The sequence below is a fragment of the Fischerella major NIES-592 genome (assembly GCF_001904645.1).
GTDB classification, from domain to species: Bacteria; Cyanobacteriota; Cyanobacteriia; order Cyanobacteriales; family Nostocaceae; genus Fischerella; species Fischerella thermalis.
The window spans coordinates 123,250-143,526 of record NZ_MRCA01000002.1 but is presented as its reverse complement, the minus strand read 5'-3'; the positions used below and the strand labels follow the sequence as shown (position 1 = coordinate 143,526).

General features: G+C 40.8%; 20 protein-coding genes, 1 pseudogene and 1 riboswitch. Of the genes and pseudogenes, 15 read left to right on the top strand and 6 right to left on the bottom strand.

The window, feature by feature from the left end:
* The first annotated feature begins 355 nt into the window (after positions 1-355).
* Entirely contained in the window at positions 356-1,003 is a 648-nt protein-coding gene (locus tag NIES592_RS04555; protein ID WP_062242843.1) for an HAD-IA family hydrolase, read from the top strand.
* Positions 1,004-1,096: 93 nt separating this feature from the next.
* Here NIES592_RS04555 and pirA read toward each other — a convergent pair whose 3' ends face one another.
* Positions 1,097-1,495 carry an arginine synthesis PII-interacting regulator PirA gene (gene pirA, locus NIES592_RS04550; RefSeq protein WP_073555052.1) on the bottom strand — a complete coding sequence of 133 codons (399 nt, stop codon included), beginning with the start codon at positions 1,493-1,495 and terminating at the stop codon, positions 1,097-1,099.
* Positions 1,496-1,543: 48 nt separating this feature from the next.
* Positions 1,544-1,698: riboswitch (Glutamine riboswitch) on the bottom strand.
* A gap of 296 nt (positions 1,699-1,994) precedes the next feature.
* Here pirA and NIES592_RS04545 point away from each other — a divergent pair.
* Positions 1,995-3,068 carry a tetratricopeptide repeat protein gene (locus tag NIES592_RS04545; protein ID WP_073555051.1) on the top strand — a complete coding sequence of 358 codons (1,074 nt, stop codon included), beginning with the start codon at positions 1,995-1,997 and terminating at the stop codon, positions 3,066-3,068.
* 75 nt (positions 3,069-3,143) lie between these two features.
* Here the strand turns inward: NIES592_RS04545 and NIES592_RS04540 are convergent, their stop codons facing one another.
* Positions 3,144-3,839 carry a potassium channel family protein gene (locus NIES592_RS04540; RefSeq protein ID WP_009455907.1) on the bottom strand — a complete coding sequence of 232 codons (696 nt, stop codon included), beginning with the start codon at positions 3,837-3,839 and terminating at the stop codon, positions 3,144-3,146.
* A gap of 70 nt (positions 3,840-3,909) precedes the next feature.
* A complete protein-coding gene (locus NIES592_RS04535; RefSeq protein ID WP_073555050.1) occupies positions 3,910-5,244 on the bottom strand; it encodes a TrkH family potassium uptake protein in 1,335 nt (444 codons plus the stop codon).
* 257 nt (positions 5,245-5,501) lie between these two features.
* Between NIES592_RS04535 and NIES592_RS04530 the strand changes: the two genes are divergently transcribed.
* The 5 genes from NIES592_RS04530 to NIES592_RS04510 all read left to right on the top strand — a co-directional run bounded on the left by NIES592_RS04530 (position 5,502) and on the right by NIES592_RS04510 (position 11,287).
* Entirely contained in the window at positions 5,502-6,380 is an 879-nt protein-coding gene (locus NIES592_RS04530) for a methyltransferase domain-containing protein (protein ID WP_073555049.1), read from the top strand.
* Between the two features lie 106 nt (positions 6,381-6,486).
* Positions 6,487-7,419, top strand: a complete 933-nt coding sequence (locus tag NIES592_RS04525) for a homogentisate phytyltransferase (RefSeq protein WP_073555048.1) — start codon at positions 6,487-6,489, stop codon at positions 7,417-7,419.
* Positions 7,420-7,564: 145 nt separating this feature from the next.
* Positions 7,565-9,457, top strand: a complete 1,893-nt coding sequence (locus NIES592_RS04520; protein WP_073555047.1) for an ATP-binding protein — start codon at positions 7,565-7,567, stop codon at positions 9,455-9,457.
* A gap of 30 nt (positions 9,458-9,487) precedes the next feature.
* Entirely contained in the window at positions 9,488-10,765 is a 1,278-nt protein-coding gene (locus NIES592_RS04515; protein ID WP_073555046.1) for a sensor histidine kinase, read from the top strand.
* A gap of 51 nt (positions 10,766-10,816) precedes the next feature.
* Positions 10,817-11,287 (top strand): tetratricopeptide repeat protein, encoded by a 471-nt coding sequence (locus NIES592_RS04510; protein ID WP_073555045.1) that lies wholly within the window; start codon positions 10,817-10,819, stop codon positions 11,285-11,287.
* A 314-nt stretch (positions 11,288-11,601) separates the two neighbouring features.
* Here the strand turns inward: NIES592_RS04510 and NIES592_RS04505 are convergent, their stop codons facing one another.
* Positions 11,602-11,841 (bottom strand): hypothetical protein, encoded by a 240-nt coding sequence (locus tag NIES592_RS04505; protein ID WP_062242814.1) that lies wholly within the window; start codon positions 11,839-11,841, stop codon positions 11,602-11,604.
* A 37-nt stretch (positions 11,842-11,878) separates the two neighbouring features.
* Positions 11,879-12,091, bottom strand: coding sequence for a high light inducible protein (locus NIES592_RS04500; RefSeq protein WP_085948455.1), 213 nt, complete (start codon positions 12,089-12,091; stop codon positions 11,879-11,881).
* Positions 12,092-12,215: 124 nt separating this feature from the next.
* Between NIES592_RS04500 and cobA the strand changes: the two are divergent.
* The 5 genes and pseudogenes from cobA (at position 12,216) to NIES592_RS04470 (ending at position 16,691) form a co-directional block, all read left to right on the top strand.
* A pseudogene (cobA, locus tag NIES592_RS26185) lies at positions 12,216-13,834 on the top strand (uroporphyrinogen-III C-methyltransferase).
* A 39-nt stretch (positions 13,835-13,873) separates the two neighbouring features.
* Positions 13,874-14,461 carry a dephospho-CoA kinase gene (gene coaE, locus NIES592_RS04485; protein WP_073555042.1) on the top strand — a complete coding sequence of 196 codons (588 nt, stop codon included), beginning with the start codon at positions 13,874-13,876 and terminating at the stop codon, positions 14,459-14,461.
* 28 nt (positions 14,462-14,489) lie between these two features.
* Positions 14,490-15,395, top strand: coding sequence for a LysR family transcriptional regulator (locus NIES592_RS04480; RefSeq protein WP_073555041.1), 906 nt, complete (start codon positions 14,490-14,492; stop codon positions 15,393-15,395).
* 37 nt (positions 15,396-15,432) lie between these two features.
* On the top strand, positions 15,433-16,470 hold the full coding sequence (gene speB / locus NIES592_RS04475; RefSeq protein WP_073555040.1) for an agmatinase SpeB: 1,038 nt from the start codon (positions 15,433-15,435) through the stop codon (positions 16,468-16,470).
* Positions 16,471-16,484: 14 nt separating this feature from the next.
* Positions 16,485-16,691: an MGMT family protein gene (locus NIES592_RS04470; RefSeq protein ID WP_084552219.1), complete on the top strand. Its 207-nt coding sequence runs from the start codon at positions 16,485-16,487 to the stop codon at positions 16,689-16,691.
* Here NIES592_RS04470 and NIES592_RS24905 read toward each other — a convergent pair.
* Positions 16,688-16,837 (bottom strand): hypothetical protein, encoded by a 150-nt coding sequence (locus tag NIES592_RS24905; protein WP_178379473.1) that lies wholly within the window; start codon positions 16,835-16,837, stop codon positions 16,688-16,690. The two genes, NIES592_RS04470 and NIES592_RS24905, sit on opposite strands and share 4 nt — an antisense overlap.
* Positions 16,838-17,008: 171 nt before the next feature.
* Here NIES592_RS24905 and NIES592_RS04465 point away from each other — a divergent pair, with 171 nt between their 5' ends.
* From NIES592_RS04465 to NIES592_RS04455, 3 genes are all read left to right on the top strand, one after another.
* The gene (locus NIES592_RS04465) at positions 17,009-17,614 is read left to right on the top strand and encodes a hypothetical protein (RefSeq protein WP_256678062.1); all 606 of its coding nucleotides are present in this window, start codon (positions 17,009-17,011) and stop codon (positions 17,612-17,614) included.
* Between the two features lie 220 nt (positions 17,615-17,834).
* Positions 17,835-18,848 (top strand): mechanosensitive ion channel family protein, encoded by a 1,014-nt coding sequence (locus NIES592_RS04460; RefSeq protein ID WP_073555039.1) that lies wholly within the window; start codon positions 17,835-17,837, stop codon positions 18,846-18,848.
* 41 nt (positions 18,849-18,889) lie between these two features.
* A complete protein-coding gene (locus NIES592_RS04455; protein ID WP_073555038.1) occupies positions 18,890-20,236 on the top strand; it encodes a DUF2254 domain-containing protein in 1,347 nt (448 codons plus the stop codon).
* Positions 20,237-20,277 lie beyond the last annotated feature (41 nt).

Genomic DNA, 20,277 nt, shown 5'->3' with positions numbered 1-20,277 from the left:
TGTATTGAGCGTCTATTTTCAAACAGCCTAACACCCTTTATGCCAATTTTTGATTTTGGATTTTGGATTGAAAGTCTTTGCTAAAAGACTATTCCAGCAATCTTAAATAATAATACTTACCTCTGTTTGGTATTAAAGGTAAACAGTAGTCATGACAACGGGTAAAATTCCCAAAAGCGTGCTACTTCGGCTAGACAAACTAAAAATCATGATTTGGGCTTTGCATGTGTAACTCAGGTTTGGATCTGTGAGATGATTAGCTTGAAAACACGCTTATCGTCATGTCTAACGACAAGACGCTTTACACCGAATATATTATTTCTTCAAATCTAAACTCCAAAAAAGTCATAGGTTGATGGAACGACCGAAAGTTATTTTTTTAGATGCAGTTGGCACTCTCTTCGGCGTCAAAGGTAGTGTGGGCGAGGTTTATAGTCAAATCGCACAGGAGTTTGGTGTCGAGGTTTCTGCCGAAACTTTGAATAAAACATTCATCCAAAGCTTTAAAGCTGCACCACCACCTGTGTTTGCAAATGCCCAAGAACAAGATATCCCTCAGTGGGAGTTCGAGTGGTGGCTTCGCATTGCCTCCGATACTTTTCAAAAAGCAGGTGTTCTGGAGAAATTTTCTGATTTTTCGGCTTTTTTTAGCGAAGTTTACATCCATTTTGGCACAGCCGAGCCTTGGTTTGTCTATAGTGATGTTTTACCATCTTTGACAAACTGGCAAAAAATGGGGATTGAACTGGGGATAATATCAAACTTTGATTCCCGCATCTATTCTGTACTACAGGCTTTGGAATTAAGAGATTTTTTTAATTCCATTACCATTTCTACTCAAGCAGGCGCAGCCAAACCCGATCCCAAAATTTTTACTATTGCTTTAGAAAAGCATAACTGTCCACCAACAGCCGCATGGCATATTGGGGACAGTATTGCAGAAGATTATCAAGCGGCAAAAGCAGCCGGATTAAGAGGTATTTGGATAAATCGTGAAAAGTAGAGGTGCACCTCTACTTTTGTTGGTTAGTGGTTAATGGTTAGTGGTTAAATATTTATCATTCACTACTAACTACCAACTACCAACTACTATCTACTAACTACCAACTATTATTTGCCTTGCCTCATCTTCTAATAAACGAATGAGATTTTGATCTCCTTTTTCTCTCGCCACTTGCAGGCGATGTTCTAAATTACGGCGGATATGATCAAGGTGAGTATTTGTTAACTCTTGGCCAGTTTTTTGTCCTGTTTTTTCAGTAGCGATCGCTTCAGGCTGTTTGCGTAGCTTCATTGCTTCTACGTCTAGGGAATCGCCAACGCAATAAGGTACTCCACGATACTTCAACTCTGCTACTGGTTGAGGTACAGGGATGTGTCTGGGATAATGACGTCTCCATTGCTGACCACGATACTTACCACCCATTTCCCCTGGAGTCATTTCTACAGCCAGAGGATTTGATTCATAATCTACACCGCGATAGGTTAGTTTCATTTGCTTCGCCTCGCTTTTAATTTTTTTTGTAGGTTGGAATTAAATAGAGGCGCGTTCCTTCGGGATTTTTCCCTACTTCCGTCTCTTAAGCTGATTTCCTTCCTCGCTGTCATCAAAAGCGTTATTTTGTCATTGGTTTGTAGTAGTGCTTAGGTGCTACTACAAATCCAATGTGGTCTCACAGTCTTTAAGAGATGAACGATTTTATTTCTGTATTTATTGTAACATTTTTGAGCCAAAGTCAAGAAATTTGCATAATAATTTAATTATTTAAATCTTGCCTTGAAATAAATTTGGGGTTAATAGCCGATAACGAGGAATGAAAAATCGACCACCGATGCACACTGATGCACACGGATGGATCATGGGTTTGCTGTGAAGTTGATCCCCATTACCTTTTGACTGGCATCCAATTAAATTTGTAACAACTTAATTTTTATCTATATGCTGGGTATTCTGACTTTATGAGCATTTAGCAATCAGTACAGGTCTGCCGATCATGTCTCAAAAATATCAACTTCGCCTGTGGTTTATCGGACTATCTTCTGCTTTTTTGGTGTTAGTAGCACCAACAATGACTGAGTTATCAGGAAGCAAGCTGCTAGCACAGAATGTTGTTTCTCAGAATTTGGAAGCAGCTAGTTATTTTCAGCAGGGGGTGATGCGCTATCATCATCAAGATTTGTCTGGTGCAGAATCTGCGTTTCGTCAAGCTTTGCAGATAGACTCTAATATTGCTGCTGCACATAATTACTTAGGTAACATTATGTTACAGCAAAGTCGTTTCGATGCAGCCGTACAAGAATATGCAGAGGCGATTAAACTAAATCCCAACTTGGGCGAAGCCTATTATAATTTGGGCTTGGCATTGCATAAACGAGGACAAGCTGACGCTGCTATTACTGCTTACCGTCAAGCTTTAATTATTAATCCGACGATGGCAAATGCTCAGTATAATTTGGGCTTAGCTCTGTATGAAAAAGGACAGGCGAATGAAGCGATCGCAGCCTACCAACAAGCAATTAATTTAAATAGTAACAATGCTAATGCTTACTTTAACTTAGCGATCGCACTGCAAGAACAAGGAAAATTAGAAGAAGCGATCGCAGCTTATCGCCAAACCCTCAAGCTCAATCCTGATAATGCTGTCGCTTACAATAATATGGGTAGTCTTTTGACTATCCAAGGTCAAACATCTGAAGCTGTTGCTACTTATCAAACAGCTATTAAACGCATTCCTAATAATGCTGAGGCTTACTACAACTTGGGAGTAGCTTTATATAATCAAGGTGAGTTTAAAAAAGCCAGCAGCGCTTTTAAGCGTGCGCGTAACCAATACCGGAAACAGGGTAATATAGAGCAAGCTAACAAGGTTGAACAATTAATGCAGCAAGTTGCACAGATGCAAGAACCAAAGCAACCGCAAGTTAGTCAAGCTTGGACTGATGACTTACCAAATTTAGACACTTCTGTGGATACAGAAGCTAACCCAAGTGAAACTCCCACTCCAGGGGAAATTAACCCCGAAGAAGTACCTTTTTCCTTAAAACCATCACCCGCCTTTAAGCAGTAATTTTGTTGTTAGTTGATAGTTGTTTGTTGGTTGGTAATTTCTAACAACAACTAACTACCAACCACCAACAAACACCTATATCGGTAAACGATCAATATCTTTGTTGCAACCAATAACTACTATTGCTGAACCACGTTCCAGACGCTGGTTTGGATAAGGATTAATTTGAAATTTGCCATCATGACTTACCGCTAACAAATTCAGTCCATAACGGTTACGCAACTGTAATTCAGAGATAGTTTTGCCATGAAATTCATCAGGAACAATTAACTCTACAATACTGTGATCTGGGTCGAGGTCAAATCGTTCTAATATCGATGGTTTAGTCAGCGATCGCGCCAGTGAACATCCGGCTTCGTACTCAGGAAATACCACATGATCAGCCCCCACTCGTAAAAGTAGTTTCCTGTGAACTTCACTAGAAGCTTTTGCTACTACATGAGGTACACCCCCTTCTTTCATATTGAGGGTAGTGATGATACTTTCTTGAATGTAATTTCCAATTGCGACGATCACCGTATCAAATTCAAAAACGCCTGCTTCTTTTAAAGCGGCTGGTTCTGTTGAATCTAGCTGTAAAGCATGACCTACTATTTGGTCAGTTAAAGCATCAAATACTCGCTTTTCATCAATATCTGTTCCTAACACTTGATATCCTAATTTATGCAGAGTTGAACAGACAGCACGTCCGAATCTACCTAAACCAATTACAGCAAATTGATGATTATCTTTACGCAGACTACGAAAAAAACCTAATGATGACAGATTCACAGTTGTTTCCTTTATAAATGGTAATTGGTAATTGGTAATTGGCTTCTAAACAACAAACAACAACCAACTATCAACCTACAAGTAAACTCTCTTCTGGATAGTGAACTCTACTAGGACGCGGATCTCCTAGTATCGCTGACATTAGTAGTAAAACACCGACTCTACCCACATACATTGTGGCAATTAGTATCAGCTTAGCTGCTGTGGAAACAGTACCTGTAATCCCAGTCGAGAGTCCCACAGTGGCGAAGGCAGATACTACTTCAAATAAGATTTGAATAAAATCAAGCTTTGGATCTGTTAGGCTTATTAAGATTGTTGAGATAATAACTGTACCAACAGAACCAATTAACACGCCAACAGCTTTTAAAACTAAAGATAATACTATCTTTCTTTCATAGAGTATAACTTCTTCTTTGCCTTGTAGAATTGCTTGTGTGCAACTAGTGAGAACTCTTAAAGTAGTGGTTTTAATCCCGCCTCCTGTGCCTCCTGGACTTGCACCAATAAACATGAATGCAATTGTAATAAATAAACCTGCTGTTGTCATTTTGCTTATGTCAATTGTATTGAATCCAGCAGTTCTTGGAGTAACAGATTGAAACCAAGCGACTAAAAGTTTGTCAAAAAAATTGAGATTTGCAAATGTTTGTGGATTTCTCAACTCCACAAATAAAAAAGCAATTGTTCCCATGATTAAAAGCACAATTGTTGTACTAACTGCAACTTTGAAATCCAGGGAAAATACTAGTTTTACTTGTTGATTGCGGATGCGATCGCGTATCCACAGGTAAGTCTCTAAAATGACTTGATAACCAATACCACCAAAGATAATTAAGCCTGTAACTGTCAACACAAGTAAAACAGAAGATTGATAACCAATCAAGTTATCTTTAAACAAGCTAAAACCCGCATTATTCCAAGAATTAACACTATGAAAAATTGCTAACCACAGTCCTTGTTGCCATCCATAATCAGGCACAAAAGCTGGCAAGAGTAAAAATATCCCCGTGATTTCAAAAATCAATGTCATAGCAATAATTGAGCGAATAATTTGGGTGCTACCGCTCATTCCGGGACGATCTAAAGCTTGTTGAATGGCAATTTTTTGGCGGAGGTCAAATTTACGTCCAATCAGCAGAATCAGAAAGGTGGTAGTTGTCATGTAACCCAACCCACCAATCTGAACCAATAGTACGATAAATAGCTGACCCCAAAAGGAAAAATAAGTACCAGTATCAACTACTCCTAATCCAGTGACACAAACTGCCGAAGTTGAGGTAAATAGAGCTACTACCGGGTCATTCCATTCACCACTACTGGTAGAAAAAGGCATCATTAGCAGGATAGTTCCTACTGCGATTACTGCCAGAAATCCCAAACAAATTGTCCGAGAAACAGTCATATTTAGGTAAAAAACAAACAAGAATAGGGTTGCTTGCAGGATGATAACTGCCTAAAAACAAGAACACCCTTATTTAATTAAAAACACACATGGTAGCCTACGAGTATGTGTATTTAAATTCGGTGACCAGTGATCAGGGACGTGGTGGAGGTCAGAATCTGCGCTACCAAGGTATTTTAGTCTAATTACTGGGGAACTTATACCCAGTAATAAAACTGATCACTGATAACTGATCACTGTTAAACTCTGCTTTATCCATGAGCGCAACTCTTTACAAACAAATTCAGGAATTTTACGATGCTTCTTCCGGTTTATGGGAAGAAATCTGGGGCGAACATATGCACCACGGTTACTATGGTGCAGATGGTACAGAGAAAAAAAACCGTCGCCAGGCACAAATTGATTTAATTGAAGAGATCCTCAATTGGGCAGATGTCCAGGAAACTGAGAACATTTTGGATGTGGGTTGTGGAATTGGTGGTAGTTCCCTATATTTAGCAGCAAAGTTCCATGCTAAGGCAACTGGGATTACTTTGAGTCCTGTGCAAGCTGCTAGAGCCAAGGAAAGGGCTAGTGAGTTTAATTTGAGTACCCAAACTAATTTTCTAGTGGCCAACGCTCTAGAAATGCCCTTTGCTGACAATTCTTTTGACTTGGTATGGTCGCTAGAAAGTGGCGAACACATGCCTGATAAAACCAAGTTTATGCAAGAGTGCTATCGGGTGTTGAAACCAGGTGGAAAGTTGATTATCGTGACTTGGTGTCATCGACCAACAGATGAGTCACCACTGACAACAGATGAACAGCAGCATTTAGCAAAAATTTATCAGGTATATTGCTTGCCCTATGTGATTTCTTTACCAGAGTATGAAGCGATCGCTTCACACTTAGGTTTACAAAATATCCGCACTGCTGATTGGTCAGAAGCGGTAGCACCTTTTTGGAATGTGGTGATTGATTCGGCATTTACTCCTAGAGCGATCTTTGGCTTACTGCGATCAGGTTGGAGTACCATTGTTGGCGCTTTATCTTTGGGTTTAATGCAGCGCGGTTATGATCGCGGGTTAATTCGATTTGGGTTGTTGTGTGGGGAAAAGGGAGGTGGGGTGATGGGGCAATGGGGTGATGGGGAGTAATGTAGAGACGCGATTCATCGCGTCTGGGAGTGTGAGGAGTGACCAATGACCAATGACCAATGACCACTAACAACCAACAACCAACCATCAACCACTAACAAATCTTATGAATCAAGTTTCACAATCGAATTCTCCGAGTAATTGGCTTTATGCTTTTTGGAAATTCTCTCGCCCACACACAATTATTGGCACAAGTTTAAGTGTTTTGGGGTTATATTTAATTGCTTTTGCTATTAGTAATGGTAGTTTTTCGCTATCGCCAATTTTATTAGCGTGGCTTGCTTGTTTATGCGGCAATGTTTACATTGTGGGATTGAATCAACTAGAAGATGTGGCAATTGATAAAATCAATAAACCACATTTACCCATTGCTTCGGGAGAGTTTTCTCGACAAACAGGCAAAGTAATTGTGGCAATTACTGGTGTTTTGGCGCTGTTAATTGCTTGGTTAGGTGGGCCATTTTTATTGGGGATGGTAGCAATCAGTTTAGCAATTGGTACAGCTTATTCCTTGCCACCAATTCGTTTAAAAAGATTTCCTTTTTGGGCGGCATTGTGCATTTTTTCTGTGCGGGGAGCGATTGTTAATTTAGGTTTGTTTTTACATTTTAGTTGGGTGTTGAGACAAAATAATTTGATTCCAGTTATTCCGGCAGTAGTGTGGGTATTAACAATTTTTATTTTGGTATTTACCTTTGCGATCGCTATTTTTAAAGATATCCCAGATATGGAAGGCGACCTACAGTACAATATTACTACTTTGACAATTCAACTTGGTAAGCAAGCAGTATTTAATCTTGCTCTTTGGGTATTGAGTATATGTTATATGGGCATGATTTTAGTTGCCTTACTACGCTTGGCTGAAGTTAATTCTCCGTTTTTGGTAATTACTCATTTAGTAGCGCTAGGTGTAATGTGGTGGCGTAGCCGGGGAGTAGATTTGCAGGAAAAAAGTGCTATTACCCGTTTCTACCAATTTATTTGGAAGCTATTTTTTATTGAGTATCTAATTTTCCCTCTTGCTTGTGTTTTGGCTTAGGTTAGTTTTGTTTGATCGCAGAAAATATATGATCCTTTTCTAGGCAACCTCATACAAAGAAAGAATGCGATCGCGTTCCCTATTTGATGATCTGGAAAGACTAGGGTTGTAGGCATGTTTTTGAAATCCAGCAACCTTTAATATTATGTTGAAATTTTTCGATCATCCTTTCCAATCTAATGGTTTTATCCCTCATGGACATTGCTATCTCTGGAAAACTGGACTAGTTTGGCTGCACATTATTTCTGATGGAACCATCGCCCTCGCCTATTATTCTATTCCCTTTTTACTTATCTACTTTATTCACAAGCGCAAAGACGTTCCTTTCCACGGAGTTTTTTTCCTATTTGGTGCTTTTATTATTGCTTGTGGTACTGGACATTTAATGGATATCTGGACGCTTTGGCATCCTAATTACTGGATTGCAGGTGTTCTGAAAGCTGTAACTGCCATTATTTCCATATATACGGCATTTGCATTAGTTTATCTTATGCCTCAAGCCCTGACATTACCTAGCCCCGCCCAGTTAGAAGCCATTAACCGAGTACTCAGCAGTGAAATTGTGCAGCGTAAGCGGATTGAGCAAGAACTACGCCAAGCAGAAGAAGCTGCGAAAAATTCCAGCCAAGCCAAGAGCGAATTTCTTGCCAATATGAGTCATGAGTTACGTACACCCCTAAATGGTATTCTGGGCTATGCGCAAATCCTCCAACGCACGGAACCATTAACCGAGAAAGGACGCAAAGGAGTAGAGATAATCTACCAATGTGGTTCTCATTTGTTAACCCTCATTAATGATGTTCTGGATCTCTCCAAAATAGAAGCCCGCAAATTAGAATTGAATCCTATTGATTTTTACTTTCCTGCGTTTCTAGAAAGTGTGGTTGAAATTTGCCGGATTCGTTCAGAACAAAAAGTCATTGGGTTTGATGTTCAACTTGATCCTAATTTGCCTACAGGAATTCGTGCTGACGAAAAACGCTTACGTCAGGTATTGCTCAATTTGCTTGGTAATGCGATTAAATTTACTGAGCAAGGTAGTGTCACTTTTACAGTACAGGTGATAGAAAAAGTAGAAAAATCAAAGGAATTACCAATTACCAATTACAAAATTCGCTTTCAAGTCACAGACACCGGTGTGGGTATCGCCTCTGAGCAAACCGAGAAAATTTTTCTACCCTTTGAACAAGTAGGAAATCAGAAACGGCAAACTGAAGGTACTGGCTTGGGATTAGCAATCAGCCAAAAAATTGTCAGTTTGATGGGCAGTCAAATTCAGGTAAAAAGTGAATTTGGCAAAGGTAGCACTTTTTGGTTTGAGGTGGAATTGCCAGAAGTCCAAGACTGGGCAAAGGTTTCTCGACTGCTAGAACAGGGAACAATTGTTGGTTATGAAGGGCAAAGGCGTACGATTTTAATTGTGGATGACAAACGGGAAAACCGATCAGTAATTGTAAATTTACTAGAACCAGTTGGGTTTACTGTTGTAGAAGCTAGTGACGGAAAAGAAGGATGGGAAAAAGTAATTACTCACAAACCAGACTTAATCATCACTGATTTAATTATGCCAGTGATGGATGGATTTGAATTGATCAAACGTTTGCGTCAGTCTTCCTCCTACAAAGAGATTGCTGTGATTGCTTCTTCCGCCAGTGTGTTTGCTACTGATCAGTATAAAAGTATCGAAGCAGGTGCAGATGCCTTTCTACCAAAGCCTGTAGAAGTTGGAGTATTGTTGGAACTGCTGCGACAATTTTTACATTTGGAATGGATTTATGACAACAAGATAGACAAAATAAAAAAAAACAATGCTGCTAGTCTGGATGATCCAGCTGAGATGATTCTTCCTGGGAAAGATGTTTTACAACAGTTACTGGAATTATCACAAGACGGCGATATTCAAAGAATTTTAGAGATAGCTCAGCAACTTTGTGCATCTGATGAGAAATTGACAAGTTTTGCTCAGCAACTTATGCAACTGGCTAGCAATTTCCAACTCAAACGTTTAGAAACTTTTATTAAACAATATATTAATTAATTCGAGGTACATTTCACTTTTAAATCCATCATGACAAACACCTCAAATACCGGATTTATTTTAATTGTGGATGATAATCCGACTAATTTATCTGTTTTATGCGAAGCCCTCAATAGTGAGGGGTTTCGTTTTCGTGTTGCCGTTGATGGAGAAAGTGCGATCGCTCAAGTTGAACGAAATCAACCAGAGCTAATTTTACTAGATGTACAAATGCCGGGAATTGACGGATTTGAAACCTGTCGTCGCCTCAAAGCCAATCCTGTTAGCCAAGACATTCCCATTATTTTCACCACTGCCTTAAATGATATCGAAAGCAAAACTAAGGGATTTGCCCTTGGGGCGGTAGACTACATCCCTAAACCCTTTGCTCAAGAAGAAGTGATTGCTAGGGTACGTGTGCATTTGCGATTAAAACAACTAACTGAATCTTTAGAACAACAAGTCAGCGATCGCACTGCTACCTTAAAAAAAGCTCAAGTACAATTGGTACAACAAGAAAAACTATCAACTTTGGGAGAGTTAATTGCTGGTGTTGCCCACGAAATCAATAATCCCATCAGTTTTATCGCTAACAATCTCCCGCCTTTAGAAGAATACATCGCCGGAGTTAGCGAAATTCTCCAACTATATCAACAAGAATATCCAAACCCGACAAGCAGAATCACCACTGCTATTGAAAAATTGGATTTGGATTTTGTTCTCGAAGATATGTTCAAAATCTTAGAATCACTCAAGATAGGATCTGAACGCATTGAGAAAATTTCTACATCACTACGCAATTTCAGCCGTTCGGATTCTGATCTCAAAATGCCTGCGGATTTACACGAAGGACTTGATAGTACGTTGATGATTTTGCAACACCGCCTCAAGGGTAATAGCGATCGCCCGTCCATTGAAGTTATCAGAAATTATGGCGAATTGCCAGAGATAAACTGCTATATCGGGCAGATGAATCAAGTATTTATGAACATTTTGGCAAACGCAATTGACGCCCTTGATGAAGCGATCGCCCAAGAAAAAATTAGCGATTCTATTCCTCAGATTCAAATTACAACAGAGGTAGATACTGAGCAATGGGTTGTCATTAGCATTGCTGACAATGGCATGGGTATTCCCGAATCTATCCAACAAAGGCTATTTGAACCTTTGTTTACCACAAAACCTGTTGGCAAAGGCACAGGACTTGGCTTATCGATTGCTCATCAAATAGTTGTAGAAAAACACAATGGTGAATTGTTAGTTAATTCTCAACTAGGTAAAGGAACAGAGTTTATCATCAAAATTCCAATCATGAACGCCACAGGATAAACTAGTTTGCGAGGAATATATACCCAAACTAGGATTGGTGGAGCAATCAAAATGGAATTATCTCAAACCAGTAACTTCATAGCTGCATTTATAGTGTTAATTAGTTTATCGATTCTGATTTATTTGGCTAGAAGAACTATCATCACCGACAAATATTTCCAAACAGGAATTAACCTCTACCAACAAAAAGATTTTCCGGGAGCAGAAGCAGCTTTCCGTCAGGTAATCGCGATTAACTCCACAAATGATGTTGTGCATTTACTGTTAGGTGATGCCCTTATCCAACAAGGTAAAGTTGATGCAGCAATTGTTGAATTTCAAGATGTAATTAAGCGCGCGCCCAAAAAAGTTGATGCCTATTTACGCCTAGCTCAAGCTTTGATGCAACAACAAAAATCACAAGAAGCAGTTACGGTTTTGCAAAAAGCCCAAGATTTATTACAAAAGCAGCGTCGAGTTGATCAAGCTGAAAAAATTCAGCAGTTACTACAACAGATTTCTTCAGCGTCACGTGATGCTTGACTCTTGAAATCAAAACTAATTGGAAGCAATTTAATAACTTTTATAAAGTTGGCAAAATTCTCTGCTTTTATCGGTGTGTATCGGTGTGTATCTGTGTTCGATTTTTTTAACATTGTCGCAAAGTCGCAGAGAACAATAATTAAGAACACCAACTTTATATTCTTAAGTGCGATACTCCGAAGAAGCTTTCTTTGGCTATCGCAATTATTTAGGTAATACGCCAATTACTAATACTAGCAGAAAATGCAAAAAGAAGTCTCGGTTTTGAAGACCAAAACTTCTAAATTTCCCTGAAATTTGACACATTATTTCATTTACATGATGTGATTGAAGTAGATCGCCCAAAGACTACCGGTAAATCCGATCGCAATCAACAAGTTAGTGAAAAATCTACCTAGTTCAATTTCTTGACCTAAAAGTTTATCCTCTTGACCTGCGGTGAAAAATAATGACCAAGCTTGATTGAGATTTACTTTCTCAAAGTTGTTGAAATCCGGTCTAAATACAACAGGGCCAAGTAAGTCTTTGTTGGGGTAGTTAAAGTCAGTTTTCATAGTTCCTCCAATTATATTTGCGAATTCCAAAAAATGATTACAGGTTTGTCAACCATCCAATAATTCCGTGTCCTGTGAAAACCTCTAGGGCGATCAATGAGACGAAACCAATCATTGCTAACCGCCCATTCAGCTTTTCGGCGTATTCGGTAAAACCTGTGCGGGGAGTTTCCTCAACATATACCTTTGGTTCAAGGGCGTAGTTGTTGAGTTGACCGCGTTCGTTGATTGTAAAGCCTTTCACCATGATGTTTCCCTCTCGATTACTTTGCTGTAAACAAGTATAACTTAATGTAAATATTTTTTGCAACATCTTGACATGAAAATAAAAGTATCATAAACCGTACACAGCAGGTTGGGAATGCCGTATAACAATGACAAATCAAAAGGGTAAAGTTTACCTGGTAGGTGCAGGATTGGGAAATGTGGCATACCTAACGCTAAAGGCTTACAACCTGTTAGCGATCGCTCAAGTTTTAATTTACGATGCCCTTGTTGATGGGGAGTTATTGCAGTTAGTACCAGCCGATTGCTTAAAGCTAGATGTAGGTAAGCGCGGCGGCAAACCCAGCACACCGCAAGCAGAAATTAATCATTTACTAGTCAAATACTGTCAGCAGGGTAAACAAGTTGTCCGACTCAAAAGCGGTGATCCGTTTATTTTTGGTCGCTGTAATTCGGAAATGGCAGCTTTGACAGCGAATGGTTGTGAATTTGAAGTCGTACCGGGAATATCTTCTGCTTTAGCAGCACCTCTGTTGGCAGGTATTCCCCTAACAGATCCGGTTTTGAGCCGTTGCTTTGCTGTGTTTACTGCCCATGATCCCGATGCTTTAGATTGGGAGGCGCTGTCTCGGTTAGAGACATTGGTAATTTTGATGGGGGGACAGAACTTGGGTGAGGTTATTAAGCGGTTGCAACAACAGGGGCGATCGCCATCGACGCCGATTGCTATTATTCTCTGGGCAGGAACTAAAGAACAACAAATTTGGACAGGAACACTTGAAACCATTGTGGAGCAAACATCGGGAGTTTTACTCTCGCCAGTGGTAATTGTAATTGGGGAAGTAGTGGGGTTACGCAGAAACTAACAACCTGAGAATATAGTTTTAGACGATTCCCAAAAGCTATGGCAAGCAACCTCTCCTCCTCTCACTCTATTGCTGTTCCTACCGCTTCCCACTTACCCCTCAACGGTAAAACTATTCTGGTGACACGTTCGGTTGGACAGTCGAGTCAATTTGCTGAACTCTTAGTAGCAGCAGGCGCCCATGTTGTGGAAATGCCTGCCTTAGAAATTGGCCCGCCTTCTAGTTGGGAAGCTTTGGATGGTGCGATCGCGCTATTATCTGAGTTTGACTGGTTAATTCTGACCTCAACCAACGGTGTAAGCTACTTCTGTGAACGACTGATGGCACAGGGTAAAGACATTCGCGCCTTGGCGCAAGTCAAAATTGCCGCAGTCGGTGAAAAAACTGCCCAAACCCTCAGACACCATTGTTTACAACCAGATTTCATTCCCCCAGACTTTGTTGCTGACTCCCTAGTCGAACACTTTCCTGAGGAACTCACAGGTAAGAAGATTTTATTTCCCAGAGTCGAAAGCGGCGGACGGGAAATTTTGGTGAGGGAACTAACCGCCAAAGGTGCAGAAGTTATAGAAGTACCAGCATATCAATCTTGCTGTCCGGATAGTGTTCCTCCTTCAGCAGCACTCGCTTTACAGAGTGGAACAGTTGATGTGATCACCTTTGCCAGTTCCAAAACAGTCCAATTTTTCTGTCAACTGGCAGAAAAAATCTTCTCTGGTAACTCATCAGAAAATCAATTATCCGTAGTGGCAAATTCTTTAGAAGGAGTTTGTATTGCTTCTATTGGCCCACAAACTTCTCACACTTGTCGTTCTCTGTTAGGACGCGTAGATGTGGAAGCCCAAGAATACACGTTGGAGGGTTTAACCGCAGCACTAATAAAATGGGCGACAGATTCGTAGTCAATTGTTCAGAGTCAATTGTCCATTGTCCATTGACCAATGACCAAAAAAATCATCGGCTTAACAGGTGGTATCGCCACAGGCAAGACAACTGTTGCCAATTACTTGGCAGATGCTTATAACTTGCCAATTTTGGACGCAGATATCTATGCCCGAGAAGCAGTTTGTGTCGGTTCACCTATTCTTGACGCGATCGCTACTCGTTACGGTAAACAAATTTTACTACCAAATGGGAACCTCGATCGCCAAAAATTAGGCGAAATCATCTTTAAAAATCCCCAAGACCGTACTTGGATAGAGAATTTGATTCATCCTTACGTACGCGATCGCTTTCAGGCTGAAATTAAAGCATCTACCGTAGAAACACTAGTATTAGTTGTACCTTTATTATTTGAAGCAGGAATGACTGATTTAGTCACAGAAATTTGGGTAGTGTGGTGTTCACAGCGGCAGCAATTAGCAAGATTAATGCAGCGAAATCATCTCACTTTCGAGCAAGCACAAGCTAGGATTCACAGCCAAATGCCCATAGCAGACAAAGCAGCCCGTGCTGATGTAGTCTTAGATAATTCCTCCACCTTAGAAGCACTCTTAAAACAAGTTGATGCAGCCTTAACCAAACTCTAATTCCTCCCAGTCCCCCCACCTCCCCCCAATGGAACTGCGACACCTACGATACTTCGTGACATTAGCTGAGGAATTACATTTCGGACGGGCGGCGGAACGCTTACACATTGCCCAACCTCCTCTGAGTCAACAAATTCGTCAACTAGAAGTAGAGTTGGGCTTTCAATTGTTTCACCGCACGAAAAGGAATGTGGAGTTAACAGCAGCTGGTCAAGTATTTTTAGGTGAAGTTCAAAAAATTCTGAAGCACCTAGAACAAGCAGTGCAACTAGGAAGACAAACTAGTCGCGGTTTAGGAGGACAGGTTGTAGTAGGCTTTGTTAGTTCTGCGGCGTATAATATATTGCCAACAATCCTGCGGAGATTTCGTAATTGCATACCAGACGTAAATTTGGAATTACACGAACTAACTACAGACCAGCAATTACAATGGTTACGGGATAACCGAATTGATGTTGGATTTCTGCGTCCACCAGTGGAAGACGACACATTTTGCTGGGAGATCATTTTTTATGAATCATTAGTGGTGGCGTTACCTGAAACCCATGCATTGGCTCATCAATCCAGTGTATCGTTGTTTTCACTCCAAGCAGAACCCTTCATTTTGTTTCCTCGTCCTTTAGCCCCTGGAGTATACGACTCGATCATCAGTTTCTGTCAGCAAGCCAACTTTAGTCCTACCGTTGCCCAAGAAGCAATTCAGATGCAAACTATTGTGAGTTTAGTCGCAGCAGAAATGGGTGTGGCGATCGTACCGGAGTCTCTACAAAATTTACAGAGAACAGGGGTAGTTTATAAACCTATGCAGGAACCGACGCCTAAGGTGGCGCTAGCGATGATTTGGCGACGTGACAATACATCCGCAACTGTGCAAAGGTTTTTAGAGGTAGTGAGGCAAGTTGCTATTACCTGGGAAAAAGCTGCGCTACCATAATGCAGTTGTCTACTCACACACATCTTGCGAATAATCAATGAATAATCTCCACAACTATAATCCTAGCGGCATAGGACAAATTAATGGCAATCTCTTCGGTTTGCCCTTTGATTATGAGTCTGCAAATTTAATTGTCTTTGGTGTACCGTGGGAAGTAACTGTTTCCTATGGTGCGGGTACTGCCAATGGCCCACAAAGAATTTTGGATGCTTCACCGCAATTAGATTTATTCGATTTTGATCATCCCGATGGATGGAAACAGGGAATTTTTATGGTAGAAATTCCCCAGGATATTTTAGATAAAAACAAATATTATCGTGCTTTAGCTGCACAAATTATTGAACGCTTAGAGCAAGGTCAACAGTTAACAGACACACCAGATTTAACTCCTGTTTTGGCAGAAATTAATCAGGCTTGTCAACAAGTCAATCAATGGTTATTTGAAAACTGCCAGCAAGCAATTAATCATGGGAAAAAAGTTGCTGTGATTGGTGGAGATCACAGTTCACCTTTAGGTTATCTGCAAGCATTAGCAACTAAATATTCTGAGTTTGGTATCTTGCATCTTGATGCACACGCAGATTTACGGGATGCCTATGAAGGATTTAAATTTTCTCACGCTTCCATCATGTTTAATGCTATGAAACTACCGCAAATTTCCAAGTTAGTGCAGGTAGGTTTGCGTGATATTTGTCATGATGAAGTAGAAATAATTAACCAATCCAATGGTCGAATTATTGCTTATTACGACCCAGTAATGAAACAAATGCTTTACTCTGGCAAGACTTGGATTGAGTTATGCCGACAAATTATCAATCATTTACCGAAATACGTTTATATTAGCTTTGATGTCGATGGTCTTGATCCAAAACTTTGTCCAAGTACAGGTACTCCTGTTCCTGGTGGAATGGAATTAGAAGAAACTTTTTGTTTGTTCCGTGAATTAGTAAAAAGTGGTAGAAAAATAATTGGTTTTGATGTGTGCGAAGTTGGTGATGCTGAATGGGATGGTAACGTTGGGGCGCGAATTGTTTATAAGTTGGCAAATTTGATGGATTTATCTCAGCAAAAGTAGAAGCATAAGAGCAAATGTCTACCTACGATGAAATCTATAAAATTGTCTGTCAAATACCCCAAGGTCGGGTAGCTACTTATGGTCAAGTTGCTGATTTGGCTCAGTTGTATGGTAAAGCACGTTTAGCAGGATATGCACTTTACCGTGTAGATACCGTCTCATCTAATATTCCTTGGCATCGAGTAGTGAATGCTAAGAAACTGTTTGTAAAGGATAGTTAAGCATTTTCAAGGTTCCAAGTTCGTCTGTTGTGGGTGAGTCTTCGCAGCATTAATCGAATCATCACCACATAAATCATGCCTTCGTAATTTTCTGGTAATCGTTCATAGTCATCGGTTAAGTCGCTGTCATAGAGCGGTTCAGTCATGGTCAGAGCTTCACAATTAGGGATTCCTTTTGGATATCATTCCTCGTTGTCTCACAGTATTCTTGCTTCATGCTTATTTACAAGCAGTTTCTAACTAAGGGGAAAGAGAGAATAGATCCCAAGCAACTCAACCAACAGGAAAAAAAGAAACTGCGTAATTGGATAAATTTGATGACTATATCCAATACCTTAGCTGTGGTTGGTGCGCTATTGGCAGCATTGTCTTTCTTAATTCTCGGTGGCGAGTTGCTGCGTCCGCGGGGACTTGTACCACAAGAAAATCAGGTAGCAGAAACTCTAGGAACCTTGCTGGGCGACCTTTGGGGACCGTTTGGCTTTTGGTTTATGGTGGCGATAGTTTTTATTACCTTTTGTAGTACCGTACTGTCAGTCGAAGATGGTTTTGGACGGATGTTTGCTGATGGTACGCAGATTATTGTGCAAGGCTTTGGTGTGCGAGGACGCTGGACGAACGAGAAGTTCTTGCAGAGTGTTTATATTGTTGTGCTACTGGCAATTTTACCAATCGCCGTTTATCTGTTCTTCGGTCAACCTGTCGGCTTGCTGCAAACTGCAGGTGCAATTGAAGCTGCCCATATTCCCATTGTCACTGGGCTTACCCTCTTCCTCAGCCACCGGATGTTGCCAAAAGAACTACGACCATCAAAGACAATTTTTGCTGGTACTGCGATCGCAGGAATATTTTTCGCAGTATTTGCAGTGATCTATCTTTTACAACTTATTGGAGTCATAGGTTCAGGTGCAGGTTCAAATTAAAAATCAAACAACAGCAAAATTCTCTACTTTCTCTTTCTCTGCGTCCTCTGTGTCTCTGTGGTTGCAATTCTATTGAGGATTAGACAGCGCGATTGTTTCCCGTGTGCCGTTATTTCTAATTTTTTCCTACCATTTATACACTGCTAAAACTAACTACAGGTGGAGTGAAATATCAGAACCTTTCACTAATATCAGCAATATTGATAATTTAATCAGTATCATGAATGCAGACATATCCGCAGTTTGGGACAAAATCCAGGCAATGATCAACGGATTCATTGTCCTACTGCCCAATATCGTACTGGCATTGATTGTCTTTGCCATCTTTTTCTTCGTTGCCAGGGGAATTAAGCGACTAGTCAAGCGCTTAACTCGTAACCGCCGTCAAGCTCGAAATCTTGGACTGGTACTGGGACGCTTGGCACAGGGCACAACACTCCTGGTAGGTCTATTTGTTGCTCTGTCGATTGTGATTCCGACATTTCGAGCAGGTGATTTAGTGCAGTTACTAGGAATTAGTGGTGTGGCTATCGGCTTTGCCTTTCGCGATATCCTACAAAATTTCTTAGCTGGCATCCTCATCCTATTGACAGAACCATTTCAAATCGATGACCAAATTGTCTTTAAAAACTTTGAAGGAACGGTAGAAAATATTGAGACACGGGCAACTACAATCAGAACTTACGATGGTCGCCGGATTGTAATTCCCAACTCCGAGTTATTTACAAATTCGGTAACAGTGAACACTGCCTTTGAAAATCGTCGATTGGAATATGATGTTGGTATTGGCTACGGTGACGACATTGACCAAGCAAAGCAGCTGATGCTCGAAGCAATGTATAGTGTGCCAGAAGTACTCAAAGATCCTGCACCCGATGTACTAGTGATGGAACTTGCCGAAAGTACCGTTAATATTCGGGCTAGGTGGTGGATTAAACCGCCACGACGTGCAGATGATCTCACCTCACGGGATCAGGTGCTGTCTGCAATTAAGAAAAAGCTGGTCGAAAACGGCATAGATTTACCCTTTCCAACACAGCAAATTTTGTTCCATGACCAAACAGAGGAAACAGATGGCGATCGCTCACATCAGCGTGAAGGTTGGCCAGCAGGAAATGGTAAACTACCAAAACCTCGCCGCATCAGTGATTCACTCCGACTACTTGCCCAAATGCAAACCGCAGACGCTCACAACGGTAAGGCAGATTTTCCAACAGCTAACGACGAAAAGTAAACTACTTGCCAATACGCACCTATTGCATCCAAAAGTTAAAGATGAATAATGTCAAATTAGGTAAGCTTTGGGACACACTCCATTCTAGCTATTGGTTTTTGCCAACAATCATGGTAATTGCTGCAGTTGCTTTGGCCTTCGCGATGCTAGCACTTGACCGGGCAAGTATGTTAGCAATTGAGAAATTGTGGTGGATCTACACTGGTGGTCCTGATGGCGCGCGATCGCTGCTAGAAGCTGTTGCAGGCTCGATGGTTAGCGTTACCGCTACAGCCTTTTCAATTACAATCGTGGCGCTTCAGCTGGCTGCTTCTAACTTCGGACCTCGAATCCTGCGTAATTTTATGCAGGATTCAGGTAATCAATTTGTGCTTGGTACATTTATTGGTACGTTCATCTACTGCTTGCTCGTACTTCGGACAGTTCATGGAGAAGCAGATGAATACGAGCAATTTGTGCCGCAACTCTCTGTTACTGTTGGTATCCTGCTAGCAATTTTTAGCGTTGGTGTATTGATTTATTTTATACATCATGCCTCAACAATCATTCAAGCATCGCAGGTCATCCAGAACGTCACTGAAGACTTAGACAAAGCCATTGAACTGCTGTTTCCAGAAAAAATTGGACATAGTGAACCAGAACAGGAGCGGCGAGTTACTGAAATTCCCATTTCTTTTGAGGAGGAAGCTTACCCGATTCGAGCTAATGCTACAGGTTATTTGCAAGCAATTGATAATGAAGAATTAATGAAGATTGCCCGTAAGCACAATCTACTGTTGCGTGTCAAGTTTCGGCCAGGAAAGTTTGTGATTAAGGGCAGTGATTTGGTTATGGTTTTTCCTGGAGAACGGGTAAATCAAAAACTTAGCAAACAAATCAACGATGCCTTTATTCTGGGTAAAGAACGTACTGAACAACAGGATGTGGAATTTCCGATCAATCAGTTGGTAGAAATTGCTCTACGCGCCATCTCTCCTGCTGTGAACGATCCATTTACCGCGATTCGATGTATTGACCGACTGAGTGCGGGACTTTCGGGTTTGGTGCAAAGGGATTTTCCCTCAGCTTACCGCTATGATGATAACCATAAACTACGTGTAATTGCGGAGCAATTTACGTTTGAACAATTGGTTGACGGGGCTTTTAACCAGATTCGGCAGTATGCACAGTCTGATGCAGCAGTGACTATTCGGTTATTGGAAGCGATCACCACAATTGCAACTTACACCACTAATCCAAAGCATAAGACAGTTCTGAGGCGTCATGCTGAGATGATTTTGCGGGGTAGCCAAGAGGGGTTATCAGAAGAACTAGACCGTAAGGATGTACAGGAACGGTATTACAGGGTGATTAAAGCTTTAGAGCATTATACCAATTTTGGATTTTAGATTTTGGATTTTGGATTGAAAGTCTTGATTGCAAAGCTGTT